Annotated in this window: 22 protein-coding genes; 10 read left to right on the plus strand and 12 right to left on the minus strand. The window is 56.4% G+C overall.

Annotated elements, in window-relative coordinates; all coding sequences use genetic code 11:
* Nucleotides 1-3: 3 nt before the first annotated feature.
* Nucleotides 4-645, minus strand: coding sequence for a GIY-YIG nuclease family protein (locus SIB46_RS05390; protein ID WP_413297492.1), 642 nt, complete (start codon nucleotides 643-645; stop codon nucleotides 4-6).
* A 74-nt stretch (nucleotides 646-719) separates the two neighbouring features.
* Nucleotides 720-1082: a hypothetical protein gene (locus tag SIB46_RS05395; protein WP_413297493.1), complete on the minus strand. Its 363-nt coding sequence runs from the start codon at nucleotides 1080-1082 to the stop codon at nucleotides 720-722.
* A 103-nt stretch (nucleotides 1083-1185) separates the two neighbouring features.
* Here SIB46_RS05395 and trmH point away from each other — a divergent pair, with 103 nt between their 5' ends.
* Nucleotides 1186-1875, plus strand: a complete 690-nt coding sequence (gene trmH, locus SIB46_RS05400) for a tRNA (guanosine(18)-2'-O)-methyltransferase TrmH (RefSeq protein WP_413297494.1) — start codon at nucleotides 1186-1188, stop codon at nucleotides 1873-1875.
* Nucleotides 1876-1877: 2 nt separating this feature from the next.
* On the opposite strand, the gene SIB46_RS05405 is transcribed toward trmH, so the two are convergent.
* A complete protein-coding gene (locus tag SIB46_RS05405) occupies nucleotides 1878-2150 on the minus strand; it encodes a hypothetical protein (protein WP_413297495.1) in 273 nt (90 codons plus the stop codon).
* Nucleotides 2151-2209: 59 nt separating this feature from the next.
* Between SIB46_RS05405 and SIB46_RS05410 the strand changes: the two genes are divergently transcribed.
* A complete protein-coding gene (locus SIB46_RS05410; RefSeq protein ID WP_413297496.1) occupies nucleotides 2210-4123 on the plus strand; it encodes a glycosyltransferase in 1914 nt (637 codons plus the stop codon).
* Here SIB46_RS05410 and SIB46_RS05415 read toward each other — a convergent pair.
* Nucleotides 4027-4899, minus strand: coding sequence for an ABC transporter permease (locus SIB46_RS05415; protein ID WP_413297497.1), 873 nt, complete (start codon nucleotides 4897-4899; stop codon nucleotides 4027-4029). The genes SIB46_RS05410 and SIB46_RS05415 overlap by 97 nt on opposite strands.
* Before the next feature lie 224 nt (nucleotides 4900-5123).
* Here SIB46_RS05415 and SIB46_RS05420 point away from each other — a divergent pair, with 224 nt between their 5' ends.
* The 6 genes from SIB46_RS05420 (at nucleotide 5124) to SIB46_RS05445 (ending at nucleotide 10721) form a co-directional block, all read left to right on the plus strand.
* Nucleotides 5124-5660 carry a type IV pilin protein gene (locus SIB46_RS05420; protein ID WP_413297498.1) on the plus strand — a complete coding sequence of 179 codons (537 nt, stop codon included), beginning with the start codon at nucleotides 5124-5126 and terminating at the stop codon, nucleotides 5658-5660.
* A 243-nt stretch (nucleotides 5661-5903) separates the two neighbouring features.
* Nucleotides 5904-6404 carry a type II secretion system protein gene (locus tag SIB46_RS05425; protein ID WP_413297499.1) on the plus strand — a complete coding sequence of 167 codons (501 nt, stop codon included), beginning with the start codon at nucleotides 5904-5906 and terminating at the stop codon, nucleotides 6402-6404.
* Nucleotides 6404-7981 carry a hypothetical protein gene (locus tag SIB46_RS05430; RefSeq protein WP_413297500.1) on the plus strand — a complete coding sequence of 526 codons (1578 nt, stop codon included), beginning with the start codon at nucleotides 6404-6406 and terminating at the stop codon, nucleotides 7979-7981. Before SIB46_RS05425 ends, SIB46_RS05430 begins: the two co-directional genes overlap by 1 nt.
* 53 nt (nucleotides 7982-8034) lie before the next feature.
* The gene (locus SIB46_RS05435) at nucleotides 8035-8454 is read left to right on the plus strand and encodes a hypothetical protein (RefSeq protein ID WP_413297501.1); all 420 of its coding nucleotides are present in this window, start codon (nucleotides 8035-8037) and stop codon (nucleotides 8452-8454) included.
* The gene (locus SIB46_RS05440; RefSeq protein WP_413297502.1) at nucleotides 8451-9095 is read left to right on the plus strand and encodes a Tfp pilus assembly protein FimT/FimU; all 645 of its coding nucleotides are present in this window, start codon (nucleotides 8451-8453) and stop codon (nucleotides 9093-9095) included. The genes SIB46_RS05435 and SIB46_RS05440 overlap by 4 nt, the downstream gene beginning before the upstream one ends.
* A 42-nt stretch (nucleotides 9096-9137) precedes the next feature.
* A complete protein-coding gene (locus SIB46_RS05445) occupies nucleotides 9138-10721 on the plus strand; it encodes a hypothetical protein (RefSeq protein WP_413297503.1) in 1584 nt (527 codons plus the stop codon).
* A 3-nt stretch (nucleotides 10722-10724) separates the two neighbouring features.
* Here SIB46_RS05445 and SIB46_RS05450 read toward each other — a convergent pair whose 3' ends face one another.
* Nucleotides 10725-12905: a secretin N-terminal domain-containing protein gene (locus SIB46_RS05450; protein WP_413297504.1), complete on the minus strand. Its 2181-nt coding sequence runs from the start codon at nucleotides 12903-12905 to the stop codon at nucleotides 10725-10727.
* Nucleotides 12906-13023: 118 nt separating this feature from the next.
* Nucleotides 13024-13614 (minus strand): prepilin-type N-terminal cleavage/methylation domain-containing protein, encoded by a 591-nt coding sequence (locus SIB46_RS05455; protein WP_413297505.1) that lies wholly within the window; start codon nucleotides 13612-13614, stop codon nucleotides 13024-13026.
* A gap of 122 nt (nucleotides 13615-13736) precedes the next feature.
* Here SIB46_RS05455 and SIB46_RS05460 point away from each other — a divergent pair, with 122 nt between their 5' ends.
* Nucleotides 13737-14105 (plus strand): response regulator, encoded by a 369-nt coding sequence (locus SIB46_RS05460; protein WP_413297506.1) that lies wholly within the window; start codon nucleotides 13737-13739, stop codon nucleotides 14103-14105.
* Here SIB46_RS05460 and SIB46_RS05465 read toward each other — a convergent pair.
* Together SIB46_RS05465 and SIB46_RS05470 are read right to left on the minus strand one after the other, a co-directional pair.
* Nucleotides 14096-15178, minus strand: a complete 1083-nt coding sequence (locus SIB46_RS05465) for an ATP-binding protein (RefSeq protein WP_413297507.1) — start codon at nucleotides 15176-15178, stop codon at nucleotides 14096-14098. The genes SIB46_RS05460 and SIB46_RS05465 overlap by 10 nt on opposite strands.
* Nucleotides 15175-15570: a PAS domain S-box protein gene (locus SIB46_RS05470; protein ID WP_413297720.1), complete on the minus strand. Its 396-nt coding sequence runs from the start codon at nucleotides 15568-15570 to the stop codon at nucleotides 15175-15177. The genes SIB46_RS05465 and SIB46_RS05470 overlap by 4 nt, the downstream gene beginning before the upstream one ends.
* Before the next feature lie 77 nt (nucleotides 15571-15647).
* Between SIB46_RS05470 and SIB46_RS05475 the strand changes: the two genes are divergently transcribed.
* Complete coding sequence (locus SIB46_RS05475; RefSeq protein ID WP_413297508.1) at nucleotides 15648-16373, plus strand: response regulator transcription factor; 726 nt, start codon at nucleotides 15648-15650, stop codon at nucleotides 16371-16373.
* Between the two features lie 2 nt (nucleotides 16374-16375).
* On the opposite strand, the gene SIB46_RS05480 is transcribed toward SIB46_RS05475, so the two are convergent.
* The 4 genes from SIB46_RS05480 to SIB46_RS05495 are packed head-to-tail and all read right to left on the minus strand — an operon-like array spanning nucleotide 16376 to nucleotide 17681.
* Entirely contained in the window at nucleotides 16376-16585 is a 210-nt protein-coding gene (locus tag SIB46_RS05480; RefSeq protein WP_413297509.1) for a hypothetical protein, read from the minus strand.
* A 40-nt stretch (nucleotides 16586-16625) separates the two neighbouring features.
* Nucleotides 16626-17099 (minus strand): GspH/FimT family pseudopilin, encoded by a 474-nt coding sequence (locus SIB46_RS05485; RefSeq protein ID WP_413297510.1) that lies wholly within the window; start codon nucleotides 17097-17099, stop codon nucleotides 16626-16628.
* A complete protein-coding gene (locus tag SIB46_RS05490; RefSeq protein ID WP_413297511.1) occupies nucleotides 17086-17466 on the minus strand; it encodes a hypothetical protein in 381 nt (126 codons plus the stop codon). The genes SIB46_RS05485 and SIB46_RS05490 overlap by 14 nt, the downstream gene beginning before the upstream one ends.
* A 20-nt stretch (nucleotides 17467-17486) precedes the next feature.
* The gene (locus tag SIB46_RS05495) at nucleotides 17487-17681 is read right to left on the minus strand and encodes a hypothetical protein (RefSeq protein ID WP_413297512.1); all 195 of its coding nucleotides are present in this window, start codon (nucleotides 17679-17681) and stop codon (nucleotides 17487-17489) included.
* Nucleotides 17682-17694 lie beyond the last annotated feature (13 nt).

Genomic DNA, 17694 nt, shown 5'->3' on the forward strand with positions numbered 1-17694 from the left:
GCTTCAGCCGAGGCGCTGCTTGCGCTGCTGACGCAGCAGGGCACCAATCAATAGGGCCGCTGCCAACCCAAACGGGCTCAACATCACGATGCCGGCCATCACCAGGGCCTGACTGGCACCCAGCATCCCGAGCCAGCCGATCAGCAATCCCGCCATCACCCAAATCAGCATCACCAGCGGAGCCACCCCAACGGAGTAGCCCGGCCGTTTGGGCCGCCTCGGCTCAGCTGCTGGTGTTGGGGCCTTTATTCGCCGGGCCGCAGGGGGGGGCGGCGGCGCTGGCCGCGATGACCAGGCGGGCTGCGGCGCTGAGGGCGGTGGCGGGGGAGCCGGCCGGCTCCGCTGAGGGGGCAGGGCTAGCGGCGGCGGCTGGTGGTCGCTGCGGGCCTTGAGCAACACCGCGCGCAGGAAGTCCAAGTTGCCGGCATCGAGGGCAAACCAATCCGATTGCGGCATCCGCTTGGCGCGAAAGCGCCGCTGCAAGTAGCGCTCGATCTGTAGGGCGTTGTTCACCCAAACGGTGTGGATCTGAGTGGTTTGCTGGCCCACCTGCAGCTGCTTGGAGCTGCGCAGCCAATCTTTGGTCACACCGATTTTGTGCAGCCCATTGGTGTTGGAGCGCACCACAAAGACGATCCCCCTCATGGCCCGCTGCAGCCCCAAGCCGGCAGCAGAGCCACACCCCACACAAGCCAGTGGTGGCTGAGGCGGGGAGCCATCTACTTGATGTACTTCCAGATTTCCTGGTTGAGCGCCATGCGCTCAGTCCCATCGATCCGGCAGTCCTCATTCAGTCGCCGCTCGATCAACTTCACGGCAACGGCGGCGTTGTTAGAGGACGACCAAGGCAGCAAATGGTCCAGGCCTTGCTCTTGGAAATCCTTGCGCAAGGTGTTGCGCAGCTGCCGCGATGAGCTGATCTGGCCCTTTTTGAGCTCGCAGTTGAGCGTGGCGGCACGCTCCACCATCCAGCTGCGATCAGCCAGTTCTTGATTGGAGATCGCTGGTTGTGAACGCGCCAGCTCCGGAGCGGAGAAAGCTGCGCCCAGCATCAAAGCCAGCGCCAAGGGCAATGGGCGCATGCCAAGCGGTCAAACGAGCTGTTGAAGCTATCGGGTTCATCGCTGAGCGGCAAATCAGCAGGACAGCCCATGCAATGGTGAAGCTGAGGCCCAACCTCATTGCATGCCGCTGCTGCCCCGCCGCTTTGAACGCCTGCGCTCGGTGCTGAATGGCCGCATGGCGGATCTCACCGTGCTGATGGAGGCGGTGGAGAAGCCCCACAACCTCTCAGCGATCCTGCGCACTTGCGATGCCTGCGGCGTATTTGAAGCCCATGCCGTCAGCCTCAAAGGCCGCCCGCGCACCTTCAACAGCACCGCCCAGGGTTCGCAGAAATGGGTACCGATTCGTGATCACGATTCGGTAGAAGACGCCTTCAGTGGGTTGCGCGCCAAGGGCTTTCGCATCTACGGCACGATGCTGGGCGTCAACGCGGTCGACTACCGCAGCTGCGATTTCACCAAGCCCTCGGCCTTTGTCTTGGGCGCTGAGAAATGGGGCCTCACCGCCGAAGCCGGGGCGTCTGTTGATCAACCGGTATTCATCCCGATGACCGGGATGGTGCAATCGCTCAATGTGAGCGTGGCGGCCGCCACCTTGCTGTTTGAAGCAGTGCGCCAGCGCCAAGCCGCCGGGCTGATTCCCACAGCTGGCGAAGGCCTGAGCCCTGAGCTGTTCGAGCAAACCTTGTTTGAGTGGGCCTATCCGCAGGTGGCCCGCTGGTGCCGCGACACCGGCCGGCCCTATCTGAGCCTCAGCTCAGAAGGGGAGTTACTGGAAGAGTTGCCGCGCACCGTGAAGCTGCGCTGCTGAGCTCAAAAAGGCAGGAACAACTCACCGCTCTCGCGAGTGATCTTGGTGTTCGAGCGCTGGCGCGTGGAGGCAAAGGCGCGGGCGCGCGGCAGGCTGAGGGCCACTGCCAACAGCAGCAAACTGATGGCCACATGGCCGCCACCCACACACAGGGTGAGCACCAACAGCAACGTCGCCATCAGCTTTTCGAGGATGCCGATCACCTCATCGGCGTTGCGCATCCCCAAAAACCAAAACAGCCCGGTGAGGCCCGCGAGTAGCAGTGAAACGACCATCACTGGCGCGTGGATATCTCTAATTTATGAGCCCATTTGCTGCATTGCAGCGGTAACCCATGCAATGGCGGCGCTGGGCCGTGCTGGCTTTGAGCCTGCTGTTGGCTCGTTACCTGCTCTGGCGCCTGGGTTCAACGCTGAATTTCAGCAGCCCCAGCGCCACTGCCATCAGCCTGCTGCTGTTGGGCTGCGAGCTGATGTTGCTGCTCAGCGGCTTTCTGCCGTTGTGGTTTTCCTTGGCGCGCCAGCAGCCGCTCAAACCCCAACCGCTGCATCGATTCCCTGCGGTTGATCTGCTGCTGCCCAGCTGCGGTGAACCGCTGGAGGTGGTGCGCCGCAGCCTGCAGGGGTGCGCAGCTATCCACTACCCAGCCCTCACGGTGTGGCTGCTGGATGACAGCGATCGCCTTGAACTGCGCCAGCTCGCTGCAGAGCTGGGCTGCCGCTACCGGGCCCGCTGCAGCCACGCCCATGCCAAAGCGGGCAACTTGAATGCCGCCCTGCCTCAGCTGCAAGGCGAGCTGGTGGCGGTGATGGACGCCGATGTGGTGCCGCAGCGGAGCTTTCTGCAACGCACCGTGAGCCTGCTGGAGCAAGACAGCGGCGCGGCTTTGGTGCAAACGCCGCAGAGCTACATGAATGCCGATCCGGTGCTGCGCAACCTGCAGCTGGAGCGCTGGCTTCTGCCCGATGAAGAGAGCTTCTACCGCTGGGTGGAACCGGTGCGCCAAGGGGTGGAAGCGGTGGTCTGCGCCGGCACCTCGTTTGTGGTGCGCCGCAGAGCGCTAATGGCTGTTGGTGGCTTTGAAACCGGCACCCCCAGTGAAGATCTCGCCACCGGCATTCGCCTGGCTGCTGCTGGCTGGCGGCTGCACTTCCTGGCTGAAAAACTCAGCGCCGGGCTAGCTCCCCACAGCGCCGGAGCGATGGCACGGCAACGCTGCCGCTGGGCCAGCGGCACGCTGCAAATCCTGCGCACGGGCGCTAACCCATTCACGATCGCTGGGCTGACGCCATTGCAGCGGCTCGCTTTTGGCGAAGGAATCCTGCACTGGCTCAATGTGCTGCCGCAGCTGGTGCTGCTGTTGATGCCGCTACTGGCGCTGCTGGCTGGCAGCACGCCGATTCGCCTGGAGAGCGGCGGGCTGCTGAGCGTGGCCCTGCCCTTTTACGGGGCGCAGATGCTGCTGGCCCGATGGATTAGCGGCCAAGCCCGCGGCGCGGTGCTGCCTGAGCTCTACCGCTGGATTTTTCTGGTGCCCCTGGTGGGCGCGGTGCTCAGCACCATCGCCAGGCGCCCCAAAGCGTTTCGCGTTACCCCCAAAGCGCCAGGCCAACAGCGCCAGGTGGAGCTCGGTTTGGTGGCTCCACTGGCAACCCTGCTCGTGGTGCAACTGCTGGCGCTGATCGGCCTACTGCGCTGGCCGCCAGCAGCGGGCCCGATGGCGCTAACGCTGTTTTGGTTGAGCAGCAGCTGCCTGCTGCTGGGGCTGTCGTTGCGCTGCTGTTGGGATCGGCCGGGCGCCAGCGGCGTGCCGTGGTTTGCCGTGCGCAGCCAGCAAAGCTGGGGACAAATAACCGCCCTCAGCGAAGACGGTCTGGAAGCCCGGCTCACGGGCCATGAGATCCCAACGCAGCACTGGGGCTTGCCTGTTGAGCTGGCCTGCCAAAAGGGCAGCCGCATTGGCCTGCACTGGGGCCCACTCAACAGCGAGCAACAGCAGTGGCTGCAGCAGCGGCTCTATGGCCATGCCGGCTGCTGGCCGCTGCGCCATGCCCCGTTTGAGCTCCAAGCACTGGCGCCGGTTTTGCTGCGCCTGATCAAGCCAGCAGCACCCGAAACCTGGTTCAACAGAAGCCTGCTGCCGCTGGCGCTTCAGGGCCTGGCTTCATCGCCGCTGACCCAAGCATCGAGGCCTTCGCCAATGAACGAGAGCGCCAACACCAGGATGAACATGGCCAGCCCGGGGTAGAGCGCCGTCCACCAAATCCCAGTTGGCAGGGCCGTGAGTGCTTGCTTGAGTTCAGCCCCCCATTCCGGCACCACCGCCGGCAGCCCGAGGCCCAAAAAGCCAAGGCTGCCCAGCATCAACACGGAATCCGCGGCATTCATGGTGAGCACCACGGGCACTGAGGTGATCACGTTGCGGAACAGGTATTTGCGCATGATCCACACCGGCCCCGCGCCCAGGCTTTGGGCGGCTTCCACAAACAGCTCAGCTTTTACAGAGGCGGTTTGGTTGCGCACCACGCGGAAGTACTGCGGCACATAAACAACGCACAACGCCGCCGCGGCATTGAGCAGGCCCTGGCCCAGCAGAAACGCCATCACCACCGCCAGCAGCACCACCGGCAGGGAATAGACGGTGTCCATCAGCAGCACCAAGGCCCGGTCCACCGGACCGCCGAAATAACCGCTCAGCATTCCGAGCGGCACACCAACGATCAACGCCAGGGTGAGCGCCAGCACGACCACTTTGAGGGCTACGCCGGCGCCAGCGATCGTGCGCGCGCATACGTCTTGGCCCAAGCGGTTGGTGCCGCACCAGTGCTCGAGCGACGGCGGCGCATTGATCTCGTTTTCCAGGCCGGTGTTCACATCCGGCAGCAGGCCAATGCCAAACAGCAGCGGGCTGATCAGAGCAATCAGTACATAAAGCAGCAGCACCCACACGCCGACACGGGCCAGACGGGCGGAGAGGGTGCGCGGACGCCAGCCCCAGAAGCGCTGCAGCCAGAGGGTTGCCATGGCCAGGACCGTAGCGGAGGCCCAAGGCACCAGCACTAATCAATCAACGATCCAAACAACAAAAAGCATGCTTTTTATGCAATGCAAAACAACAACTCAGAGTTCTCTCAGAACAACATTCCAATCCTCCAAGAAAAGCTGCAGCAGCTATTCACAAACAAGCTGAATTACAGGGTGAGAGTGGAATGGTTATTCACCCCGGGGTCGCCCGGGCCCCTAAGGCGATGAATTCACTCATCAAAACTCGGTTGATCCGCCACATGGCCAACCGCAACCAAAGCCTCAACATCATCAAACGTGGCTTCACATTGGTGGAGCTGATGGTTGTGATCGTGATTGTTGGCATTCTCAGTGCAGTAGCACTGCCACAATTTCTGAGTCAGTCAGAAAGAGCAAAAGCGACTGAAGCCAAATCCAATTCTGCCGCAATCTTCAAAAATGCTGCAGCTGCTTACCAAGAAGGCCTTGTCTCCGATGCAGCCAGTGCATGCTCTCAGGGCAATGCGCCAGTTCCTGACAAGACAAAATTTAATTACACGTGTGATTTCTCATCAGGGACTGCCGGAGTCGGCAATTCCGGTGATCCCGGCTATGTGGCCCCAACAGGCAACAGAATGCTAGTAACAGCAACTGGCAATGATATTGACCCGACACTTACAGGGAAGGTACTTAACTCATGCTACTCGTTTGATACAGGATTTACGAAACAAGACAGAAGCTTAAATGCCGCCAGCTCAGTAACGATGCAAGACTGCGCATAACGAGTCAAACCCATTGCACCAGGTCTGCCAGATCAGCTGACAGACCTGGTGCAACTTAAAAAACATGATCAGACGCAAAGGGCTAACGAAAACCAAAACAAGTCAAATCTAAACTCTTGACTTTATAGATATACGCAATACTGACATAAGCCATTTCAAAAACTTTAACAATTCACCAATCAAATTCCCTGGGTGGAGATTGTTAAATCAAATCCGCGGATAATCCTCACACAGGAGCCAGTCATGCCAGAAGAAAGAATCAATTACAGACCAATAGTAGGAACCGCCGGCTTTACACTTGTGGAGCTAATGATATCAGTCGGAATTGTTGGAATTCTCAGCATGATCGCAATCCCTAACTACACCAATTCGATAAAAAAAGCACGGCAAGCAGACACAGCTAACCAAATTTCACAGATTCAAAACACGATTCAGGCCTATCGGGAGGAGTATCTCAAAAACCCTGAGAGCTGGAGCGATCTAGCTCGAATCACACCGGTCGCTACAAGTACGGGGCCAGCATCAGGAGGCTCATTCAGCCCAATCAAAACACCGAATGGTGAGCACTACAGCCTAATCGTCACAGGCACGGATGACATTAAAAGCATCTACGCCACACCTACTCATAGCAGCAGCAACTGGAATATTAAGGCCTGTATTGATACCAATACAGGTTATTCAGATATGCAAAAAGGCAATAGCAAACAAGCAGCTGCTACGGCCATATGTGAAGGAACAAGCTGATGAAACTTCTTCAAAGACTCAAAAAGCGCTCCTTAAAAGCCGAAGGCGAGCAAGGCATGGCGATGGCGGTTGCCATGTTGATGGGATTGATGCTGACGGCAGCCTCGAGCGGGCTACTGGTCAAGCAACTGATGTTGCGACGCCTTGGAGCAGCAGAAAGCTACAAGCAACTTGCCGAGATGGCAGCCACCAGCGGCATGAACCGACTGCTAGCTGCAATGAACAGCACTGGGGATAGCGACGGCTCACCAGATCTCACTTATCTGTGGGAGCTTAACCAGAACAACAACTACGGAAGTATTGACTCTGCTGAGCAGCAATGGGATCTAGATATCTCAGCAATTAGGCCGAAGCTTAGTCAACCCTGCTACCCCATTCAGCAGGAAAGTTCAGCAGAACTTGGCCTTCTAGAAGGAGATCTCTCTGGCGGCGAGAACATGCGCAATGACGGCCGTAATAGTGCCGTACAAACCAGTTACCGCTTGCGCTCTTACTCCCAAGAGAACGATGCACGCACCTTTGAGATTGAGGGCTACGCCACCCAATCGGATGGGGATCAAGTCTTGAGCCGCTCCCTGTTAAGCCGGATCCTCTCAGCTGAGGAAGTCGTGATGTCCAATCAGCACTGGGGCGTACTCGGTGCCAAAACAATGGATCTGGGGCCAAGCAAGATCGATGGAGAAGGCTTGGCGATCTGGCTGATTGATCGAACCCAGGCCCAAGCCGAATTTGCCAATAGCAGCAGTTGCAGTCAGATCGTTGCCGATGCCACAGGCAGCACCAACGCCAGCATGAAAAGTGCGCTGTGGCCAAAGGTTGGAGATGGCGACCAATTCCCAGGACTAGGGCTATTTGCTGATCACAACGAGCACAGTGAACAGCTTTATATCGACACAAGCCTCAGCAAGCCAATCAGCCGTGATGGCATCACAACTGAATTGCAGGGAATGGTGAGCCGTGATGATGATGGCAACGTCACGGCAATTAATTTGCAGAGTGAATACCTCTGCGCAGGCAAGGACGACAAGCCTTGTTTGGTGAAGATTGAGCAGCTCAAGCTCACCGATGCTATTGACCTCAGAATTGAAACCGGCAGCGATACCAACACCAAACCAGTCATCCTGCGCCTGGTCGATGGCAGCTCAAGTGTGAACCTCTCCGCAGGGCGCCTATGTCAAGCCTCACGGCCTAACGGATCGAGTTCAAACAACTCCCTCGATTGCAACGACACTGCCAAAGCAGAAGAACTGGTCATCATTGCCCCTGTAGGGGATGAGCCCACGAGCTGCGGGACCAGCGATGCCAATTTGATCCTTGAGGGCAACTCATTACCGGCAGCTGTGGTGCTGATGCCACAAGGCAAAACCCATCTCAGCGGACCTGCAGACATGAATGGCCTGCTCTGGTCAAGCAACCTTTGCGCGCAAGCAGGCCTAACGCTAAGCAGCACTAATGCAGATGGCAGCGATGTAGTAGCTGGATTTCGCCAACTATGGGGTCAGAAAAACTTTCAATTTGGTCGAACAGCTTGGCGCGGCTTGCGCGGTAAAAAGCACGATGTGTTCCTGAGGTGGTGATGATAAGACACGTTGCAAAAACGAAACTCATACAAGCGAATCATGGTTTCAGCTTGGTTGAAGTTCTGATGGCAGCACTAGTAATGATGGGTCTATTAATGAGCACAAACAGAGTGGTAACGCAGGGGATGGCAGCTTCCGGGAGGGCTGGACTGAGGTCAGGATTAGAGCAAGAAATTCTGAATGATATTGAGTCAATTCAAGCCATCGATACGATGCTCAATGCTGAGCCTGCACTATCTTTAGCTTGTGAACAAGGCCAAAGCAATAGTAGCGACTATCTAGCCCAAAAAATTGCAGAACAACTTGCAGTACCTGCAACAAGCAATTGGGAGCGCACCCTCAATAGCGACAATAAATTGCTGCTAGTGGTCACGTATGACTTTGAGGTTCCGGGCAGGGCAAGCAACAACGAAAAACGAGTCATTGAATTAAGCCCAAGCTTTGCATCCTCATGCTCATTAGCACTATGAAGATGAAACAGCCTCAAGATGCTGGTTTTTCACTCATCGAGTTGATGGTTGCAGTGGTCATCAGCTCCATCGCAACAATGGCTATGCTACCTGCACTAAATAGTCGCTTTCGTCAAGCAGCAGTTGATAGCTACACGCAAAAACTAGAGGCAGGCCTAACCCAACTAAAAGCCAACATGATTAGCCGCCAGGACAGCTGCATTATCCATTTCCCCAATGGAGCAGGAAGTGAGCAAGAATTCAGTCCTAGTAACATTGATCAGTTTGTCATAAAAGAAGAAATTGGCAGCGGCAATGAAGTCGATTGCCCCAAACCAAGCAACATGGGTGGCAAAAGTATGGCCACGACTGAACTGCGTCTAATCAATATCAAAGGTAGCCAAAATGATTTTGACAACAATGACATCAAGATCCTCATATCCCCAGATTCAATTGCCATCAACACAGTCGGCGGCGTGACGGCCCCTAACCCTTCCTACAACAACAAGCCATTAACAATCCGTATTCGCTCAGACAGCCTTCATCAAAAGAGAAAGGGGCAAGAACGTTGCGTTGTTATGCAGCCAACCACTGGGGAAATTACAAGTGGTTCTTGGTTTGGAACAACTTTTAGCGACGGTCAATGCACCCGCAGCATCTAAATCTTCACCAACTTTTCAGAGCACCTCAATCGCCTTCTCACCATGACAACACCGATAAAAAGACAGAATCAAAACAGCCAACAGATTGGCAAGGCCATGCAACGCATCCAACGCTTAGATCGAAACCACCAAAAACGCTTTCAAGCTGGCTTTGGCCTCACAGAAGTTGCCCTCTCCGTGGCAGCAGGCTCTCTACTGATTACCGGTGGTGCCGTGGCAATGCGTACGGTGAGTTCCTCAATGAACGCCAGCAGCCAGGTCACAGGGCTGCGGGGATCGGCCACAACAGGCTTGCGCCTCCTTCGGGCTGAAACGCAGCGGAGCTTGCACCTGATGGTGAATGGAGGCCAGGCGCAGCAAGACCAGTCCTTTACTGATCTGAATAACCCCGAATACTCAGAGGCTTTGCAGGAGTGTCAAAGCATCAGTAGCGATCAGCAAGAAGTCTTCAACCCTCTCATGGGTATGCAAATGGCGGAGCTGCAGACCCCGATTATTTATGGACTTGGCCTTGGCACAAGCGGCAAGAATTATGCCCTACTACGTTGCGGACCTGCCCTGAGTGGCGATGGCCGCTATGAAACAGAGGACGTCATCTTATCGAAGATTCTTGATGGCATTGGCGTCACTCCCTGCCCAGATAGCAACTGCCCACCAGTTACTGACTTAAGAGAAGTCGTAGCAGGAATGGATAACAGCCTGAATCAAGACAACCAATCCAAAGTACGCTCATTCCCAGAACCTGCGTTTGCTATTGAAACCGATCAAGTACGTAAACTCTTAAAATTAAAGGACCCGACAGATCAGAGCGATACGATTGAATTTAGCTTCTTACAACCCCCAGGGGGCCGACGCGACCTACGGGTTGATCTGAACTTTACGGCCTATGCCAGAGCCGACAAGATCAACCGCACAGACAGCACAAGCACAATCAACCTGGAAGAAACTGGGCTATCAGGCTGTGATGATGAATCTGGTTGCACTTTCTTTGGCATCCCAGTCAATAGCGACACAGTTCAGCTGATTGTTGATGGCTCCGGCTCCATGAGCAGCTGCATTGCCTGGGGAAGCACCTATGGCGAAACACGCCGTACCTACTACGACGGCAGCCGCTATTTCCGTACTCGACAGGCTTGCTTAATGACGCGCATGGAATCACTTCAAAGTGAACTGCGTGCACTATTGGCCTCTCTTTCGCCAACCACTGTTCTCTCTCTCCAATCCTTCAGCTCTCCTGGCTACCAAAACCACCGTCAGTGGAAAGAAGGAGAAATGGTTCAACTGACGGATAGCAACCGTGAAAGCGCGCTTGATTTCGTTAACTCACTCTCGAACGGCAAGGTCACCAGTTGGGGTGGAACCAGGCCTTGGTTTGCTTTAGATAAAGCATTCAGCAATGCAGATGCCAATACGGTGTTCTTCATGACCGATGGCGATCCCAATTACGACCGCAATGGCGGCAACTGGAGCAGCTATGACTACCAACCAACAGCCAATGCGTACATGGCAATGAATGAGGAACGAGATCCAAGTCTCAGTGTTAACACTGTCTCCGTTGGACAGGGGTCACCATGGCTTGAATTGCTCAGCAATGGAGCTAGCGGCACTTACAAAGTCATCAACTAAACATCAAGGCTGATAGATCAACTCTCGGGCATCTTTTGTCGAGGGCTGGTAGCCGTAGCCATAGGTGCCGCCTTCTTGATCATTGATCACTTGGGGGGTTACAACCATCACGAGCTCTTTCTTTTTGCGATCGCTAGAAGACTTCCGGAAAAACTGACCAATTAATGGCATATCTCCAAGGATTGGCCACTTATCCACCGCCTCCAAGACTTCTTCTTGGATCACACCAGTAAGGATCAACGTTTGGCCATCACGAACACGGAACTCACCTGATCGCAGCTCTCGTACCGACAAATCACGCGTGGGCAAATTAATTCCTCCACAGTTCACAACAACAGGAATTCCTGATGGAGCTTTCAGCACAGGGTTAACCCTGAGCGAAATAAATCCATTGTCATCGATGCGATTCACATCAACATTCACCTGCAAACCTGCTGTTTCCTTCGTTGGCTGAAAGTTTTGGGTTCCATTCGCTGATGTGCTTGATGAGCAATTAGTGAACACGGTTGTTCCAACACCAACACTGGAGGACTCACTTTCCTGGACCAATAAAGTTGGATCCGCAATAATCTTGGCAGAAGAGGAGCGAATCATTGCCGTCACATAGTCAAAAAATTTGTTCTTGGGATACTCAAAATTTTGTGGTGTTGCATAAGCCGACACACCATTGTTGACCGAGGTAATCCCTGGCTGACCTGGGCTGGAGTAGGGCCCATATCCCGGGCGTGCATATTCTGATGATCCGTTTAAAGAAGAGCCAATGCCCTCATAAGGGAATTGCCGATAGGGCTTATCAATAAATTGCTGCGCTCCACCAGGAAGCTGAAAGGCTCCAGAACCTACCAAGGGCGAACCTGTCGCCCCGTCATAATTGGAAGGCAAGCCAGCTGTTTCTGTTGAAGGAGGCTTGAGATCTCCAAAGTTCACCAGCATCTGGCCGTTTTTATTGACAATGAAAGTATTGCCAGTTCGCAGGGCAAAGCTGTTATCAATGCTTTTGACATTATCCAAATTCACATCAAGGATCTGAACACGCACGGCAACCTGCCGTTTGCGTAAATCAATTTGCTTAAGATAGCCCTCTGAAATAGCCACCAAATTGGGTTCGCCAGTCAATGTGATGGAGTTCAGGCGATCATCAGGCGAGATCGTCAACCCGCGCAGAGGCAATGCACCTGCAGCTTCTCCATCAGCTTCAACCGTTTGTACTGACACACTTTTTCCAACCAATTCAGTTGTAGGCCCACTGGTTGTTGTTGAGCCTGACTGCCCTACCACTTCAACAGCATCCACCTTGCTTTCTTTTTCATCCAATACTTTGGTGCGATACAGCGTTGCTCCTTGGCTCATTAAAAACTCAACAGCACGTGCTGGTGAAACTTGATTCAGCCTTACCGTTCGGCTCATCAGTTGCCGCGCAAATGACGGCAACTTCTCACCAACAATCAATGTTTTCCCCTGACGCTTGGCCTGCAATCCGCCCAGGGTCAAAACTAAATTAACGGCATTTTCAATCGACTCATTTTTGAAATCCACTGAGATGGGATTTCCACCTGCGCTGTCCAGGCCGTCTTCCCCTTTCTTGCTGTAGAAGGCAACGTTGTAACCGCCAGCGCGACCCAGGGTCATCAACACATCACGGGCTGGAGCATTGCGCAAGGTGAGCCGCTCAACTGTGCCCGCATCGGGCATCCGAACCTCATTGCCTTTAATCGCGATCGTGCCGATCGCCATATCGCCGACCGGTGGTGCTGTCGCTCGCTTACGCAAGGGCGGCACATAGGTGTTGCGTTTGACGCGCCCAGGTGAATTGATGTCATATCCACTGGCCTGCATCGATGGCAGGGGCTGAGCTTTAAAGCTCACCTCCACATCACGCCCATCGGCACTGATCACTGGTGGTGCGAGTCGCTTACCAGGCAGCGCTGTGACCTCCAGACGCCAGAGGTTGGCAGCACCGATGAAACTGATGCTGTCCATTCCGGCATCCGGCATGGTGAAAAACTTCGGGCTGCCCATGCGCTGCAGCTTCTGAGTGGTGTTGACCTCAATCAGCCAACCGTCTTTTGTCTGGGTTTGGCGCACATCAGGATTACGTCCCATCCCAATCAGCCGAAGCTGAACCGATCCAGGGAAACGGATCACCTTGAGATCAGCCCTGTCAGCAGCACGGACTTCAGCCATGGGCATCGCCAAAGCCGCAGCCATTGCAACAGGGAAGAGGCGATGCAAGCCGGTTAACGAGTCAATAGGCGGAAGGTACCGGCCCCAGCCATCGCCCACCAGGGGCTTGGCACAAGACTCATCCGCTCTTCAGGAGAGCTTGGCCATCGCGTTGAGCGCTCACACCATCACGCTGCAACAGCAATTGCCACTGCACCAAACCGCTGGCCGGCTCCCAACACACCGGCAACTGTGCATTGCTCTGCGCTGTAGGCAATTGGCAACCGCTCCAGGCCCCGAAATCTTGGGCCAAGCCATCGAGCACCACCCGGTTCTGATAGGCACCACCTGACCTCACCTGGCCATCAAGTCCGTAGGCCGGCCCACAACGCATCAGCACTTGGCCTTGCCAGATCGTGCTTGGAGCAGCCCCAACGGTGTAGGTGGTGAGGCCACCATCAGGACTCAGGATCTGCATGAGCAGCTGGCGCCCAGCGAGATTGCAGCGCGGCGTTAGCTCTGGGGCGAGGGCGATGCCGCGCTCCACATCAGCAGTGATGAGTTGATTGGCGCGCAGCAGCAGTTGGCGCTGCTGCAACAGCACACCAAGGCGTCCAGCCAAGCGCTGCTCCGCCAGCAGCGCTTGCAGAGCAACTGCCAGCAGCACCAAGCCCACACTACAGGCCAAAAGCAGCTCCAAAAGTGAGAAACCAGGCTGCTGTTTCAACACGCCTCTTTACTGCTGATCACAGGGTTCCCCGCTGCTGCCCTCAGCCATTTCTCAGCCAGCTCTCAGGACAGGGAACAACGGGCCAAAGCCACACTGAAGTTGCTGCCTGAAGTGCTGCTGCTGTGAGTTCAGCCCTTGTGGCCATCGTTGATGACGACCCCCGCATCCAGGAGTTGCTGGGGGCTGAACTCGCTGACCTAGATCAACCCCACTGCAGCTTCAGCAGTGGCGAGGCCCTTCTGGCTGAGCTGGAGAACAGCCAAGTCCAGCTGGTTTTCCTTGATGTATTGATGCCTGGGATGGGCGGCATGCAATGCCTGCAACAACTGCGCCAGCGCGGCTACCAAGGGGCCGTGGTGATGTTCAGTGCGCTCAATGATGCTGAGCTGAAACAACAAGCAGAAGCCGCAGGAGCCAATGGCTGGCTGCTCAAAGCTGCCCTATTTGATGACGTGCAAACGGTGCTGAAGCGTTATCTGCCTCAGGTCTGAGGCCACTGCAACAGAAAGCTGACTCCGGCTGAAGTCTTAGCCACTGGCTCGAGGGCAATCAAGCCGCCCATGGCTTGCATCAAGGCAAGGCAAAGCGCCAAACCCAGCCCTGCTCCATCGGCTTGGCTGCGGTGGCGATGCTCTTCCAAACGCACAAACCGCTGAAACACCTGATCGCGCGGTTCCGCGGCAATGCCCAGCCCCTGGTCTTGCCACCGCAACTCCGCACCAACGGCTGTGCTCTGCACCTGCAGTTGGATCTGCGCCGGCGATTCGCTGTAACGCAGGCTGTTATCGAGCAATTGCGCCAACACCTCAGCCAACGCCTCAGCATCGAGGGCAACGGCTGCCGGCTCTCCAACGGCTGGCAGCACAGTGAGCTGCACATCCTCAGGAAGATCCTGCTGATCACGCCATTGCTGCAGCCAACCTTGCAGGTCCACTGGCTGAAGCTGCAGCTGCCGCCGGCCGGTCTCCAGATCGCTGAGCACCAGCAAGTTGCGCAGCAACCTCACCAGCCGACTGGTCTCCTGCTGCGCTTGCTGCAAGCGCTCCCGTGAACCCTTGCCGAGATCCAGCGCCTTCTTGCCTAACTGCTTCAAGCTGCCGCTAACGATGGCCAAGGGCGTGTTGAGCTCATGGGCCAATTGATTGAGGAAGCGGCGCTGCTGCTGCAAGGCCAGCTCTTGGGGCGCCAAATCCCTGGCCAGGAGCAACAAGTAGCCATCACCGGGTTGGGGGATCCGGCGCCACTCCAGCTGCAACAACTGCTCACCCATGCCGTAGGTGCCTTGACCATCCCCGCGGCTGAGCCTCTGCAGCGGATGCTCAGCTGCCTCAATCGCCATCGGAACACCACTGCTACTAGTGATCGGCTGCAGCAATTGCTCCAGCCTGCGGCCGACCAACAAAATCGCCATGCCGTTGGTCCACAAATCAGCCGCGGCTTGATTCCCCCAGCGCACCTCCCCGCCAGGTTCAACAATCACCATTGCCTCTGCAGCAGCATCAAATGCCACCTGCAGCAGGCCGAGCGACTGGCGCAGCTGAGCCAGCGTGGCCTCGTCACTCATCCCGGCTGCGAGGCATGGTCACCCTCAAGCGGCCGCAACGTGGCAGCAAAGCTCCAACTGCCATCGGGGTATTTCTCAGCAACGATGTAGTGCTCGCTTTGCACTTCACTACCATCACTGCACACCGTGGCCAGCGTCAGCGGATGGCCCACCACCTTGGAGCTTTCAGTGAGCTGAAAACGCGCAAAACCAGCGTGATGGAACTCGCGAAAACTCGGCGGCAGGATGGCTGAAATCGATTCCCCCACCAACTGCTGCTCTGACCAGCCATAGACAACGGCAAAGCGAGCATTGAACTCAACGATGTTGCCGTTGGCATCAGCCCGGACAAAAGGCAAATTCTCTTTTTCGCGCAGGGCTGCAACAGCGCCCGGTGTCCACTGCTCCGCCATGGCGGTGTTGCAATCAAGCTCAGGGTAGAAGCGATCCAGCCAGCGCACCTATAACTGGACTGGACAAGCACCTCCGAATGGCTCCGGAAGCTGAGCAGTTGCGTCTGCTCGTTGTTGATGATGAGCCCAAGCTCACTGAGTTCCTGCGCATGGAACTCGAAGTCGAGGGCTATGCCGTTGACGTGGTTCACGACGGTGCAAGCGGCTTGATCGCTTTGCGTGGTGAACCCGCCCCTGATCTTGTTCTGCTCGATTGGAATCTTCCCGATTTCACGGGGCTTGATATTTGCCGCCGCATTCGCGCGACCGGAATGACGGTGCCGGTGTTGATGCTCACCGGCTACGACGAAGTCAAAGACAAGGTGGAAGCCCTGGATGCCGGCGTTGACGACTACCTCGTTAAGCCCTTCTCGATCGAAGAACTGCTGGCACGGCTGCGGGCTCTGCAACGGCGCTCCCAAGCGCTGCAACCGCAAGACAGCGAACCTGACCTGCTGCGCATTGGCGATCTAGAGCTCAACCAAGCCAACCACGATGTGCGCCGCGGCAACCGCGCGATTCAGCTTTCCAATAAGGAATACCAGCTGCTGGTGTTCCTCATGCGATCCCCCAACAAGGTGCAGTCGCGGCTGGAGATTCTTCATGGCGTATGGGGAGAAAGCTTCTACGGCGACGACAACCTGCTGGATGTCTACATCCGCTATCTACGCCAAAAGGTGGAAAGCCCCGAGGCACCAAAATTGATCCACACCGTGCGCGGCGTGGGGTTCATGATGAGGCTGGAAGAAGAGCTTCCCGCCTGAGCTCACTGCTTCAGGTACTTCTTTTTGCCGCTGGCCGTCAACACATACTGCCCGCCTTTCGGGCCAGTGAAGATCTGATCAGAAGCTTGGGTTGGCTTGATCGGTTCAGGCTTCGCCAAAGGTTTGGGTTTGGGAGCGATGCAGGTTTGCTGCACCGTTTGACGCATCAGCGCCATCATCCTCTCGAGCCATGTAGGCACTGCAACTGCCATCGCACTCACAAACCTCAGCAGACTCCTTCTAACGCCAGCGTCAAGATTCTGCTGACGCAGGCAGCACACATTGACTGTTTTCCCAGAGGCCTTGGCGCGTAATGCCCAGCGGCAAGCTGATCACCACACAGCGCTCTTGCGCCAAGCCATCCACCGCTAAGCGCACCGTGCCGCCGCCCAGCACCAAGCCATTGGTGGTGAACTGCAGTTCGCTGATGTTGTGATTCAGCTGCAAGCCATCTCCGCGATCACCAGCCAGCAATGGCCCGGTGGCCTGGGTGCATGCAGGCAAGCTGCCGCTATCAGGTTCAACCCAACCGGTGTCACCCAAGGCCAACGCGCAGGGAACCTGTTGATCCATCGCCTGATCGCGGGCTTGCTCAATGCCCAGCTGCAGTTGGCACGCCGCGGCCAGCAACTGCTGATGAGCTAGCGGCGCTCGGCTGGCGTTGATGCTGGTGCCCGCCAGGATCCCCACAATCGCCACAGCCGTGAACAATTCAACCAAGCTCATCGATGCAGGCTCCCAAGCCTTGCAGGCTGAACTCGCGCTGACGCTGCAGCTCACCAGCACGCACTCTCAGCTCCAGGAGTCCATCAGCAATCTCAAGTTGCCGTTCAGTCGGGAACATCTCGGCTGATTCGAGGGAGCCGGCTTGCTGCCACAAGGCCTGCAACTCAGCCAACCCCTGATGGCGTTGCTCATGATTGCTGCAATCAACCGCCAGCAGCGCCCCTTGCCTGATCAGCAAGCCGGCATCGCGCTGCAGTTGCAAGGCCAGCCAATGCTGTTGGGCAGCAGATTGCTGTTGCTGCTGGGCCGCTCGGCCAATGGAGCCAGAAAGCTGCAAGCCCAGGCTGCTGAAGATCCCCAGCAACACGGCACTCACCAGTACCTCGGTTAATCCAAAGCCTGCCGCATCAAGGCTGAGAACTCGGCGTCGGCTTGTTGATCGCGCTTGAGCTCGCGCTTTTGGCTCAGCACGCCCTGTAAGGCCATGGCCTGCAGAGCCAAGCCGCTGGTGATGATCACCAAACCGAGCAGCAGAACTGAGGGCAACACAAAACCCTGCTGCCTTTTTGGCTTGCTCCACATCGCTGCTGCTTCG

Origin of the sequence: Synechococcus sp. MIT S9452, from assembly GCF_047304245.1 — a bacterium.
Classification (GTDB): domain Bacteria; phylum Cyanobacteriota; class Cyanobacteriia; order PCC-6307; family Cyanobiaceae; genus RCC307.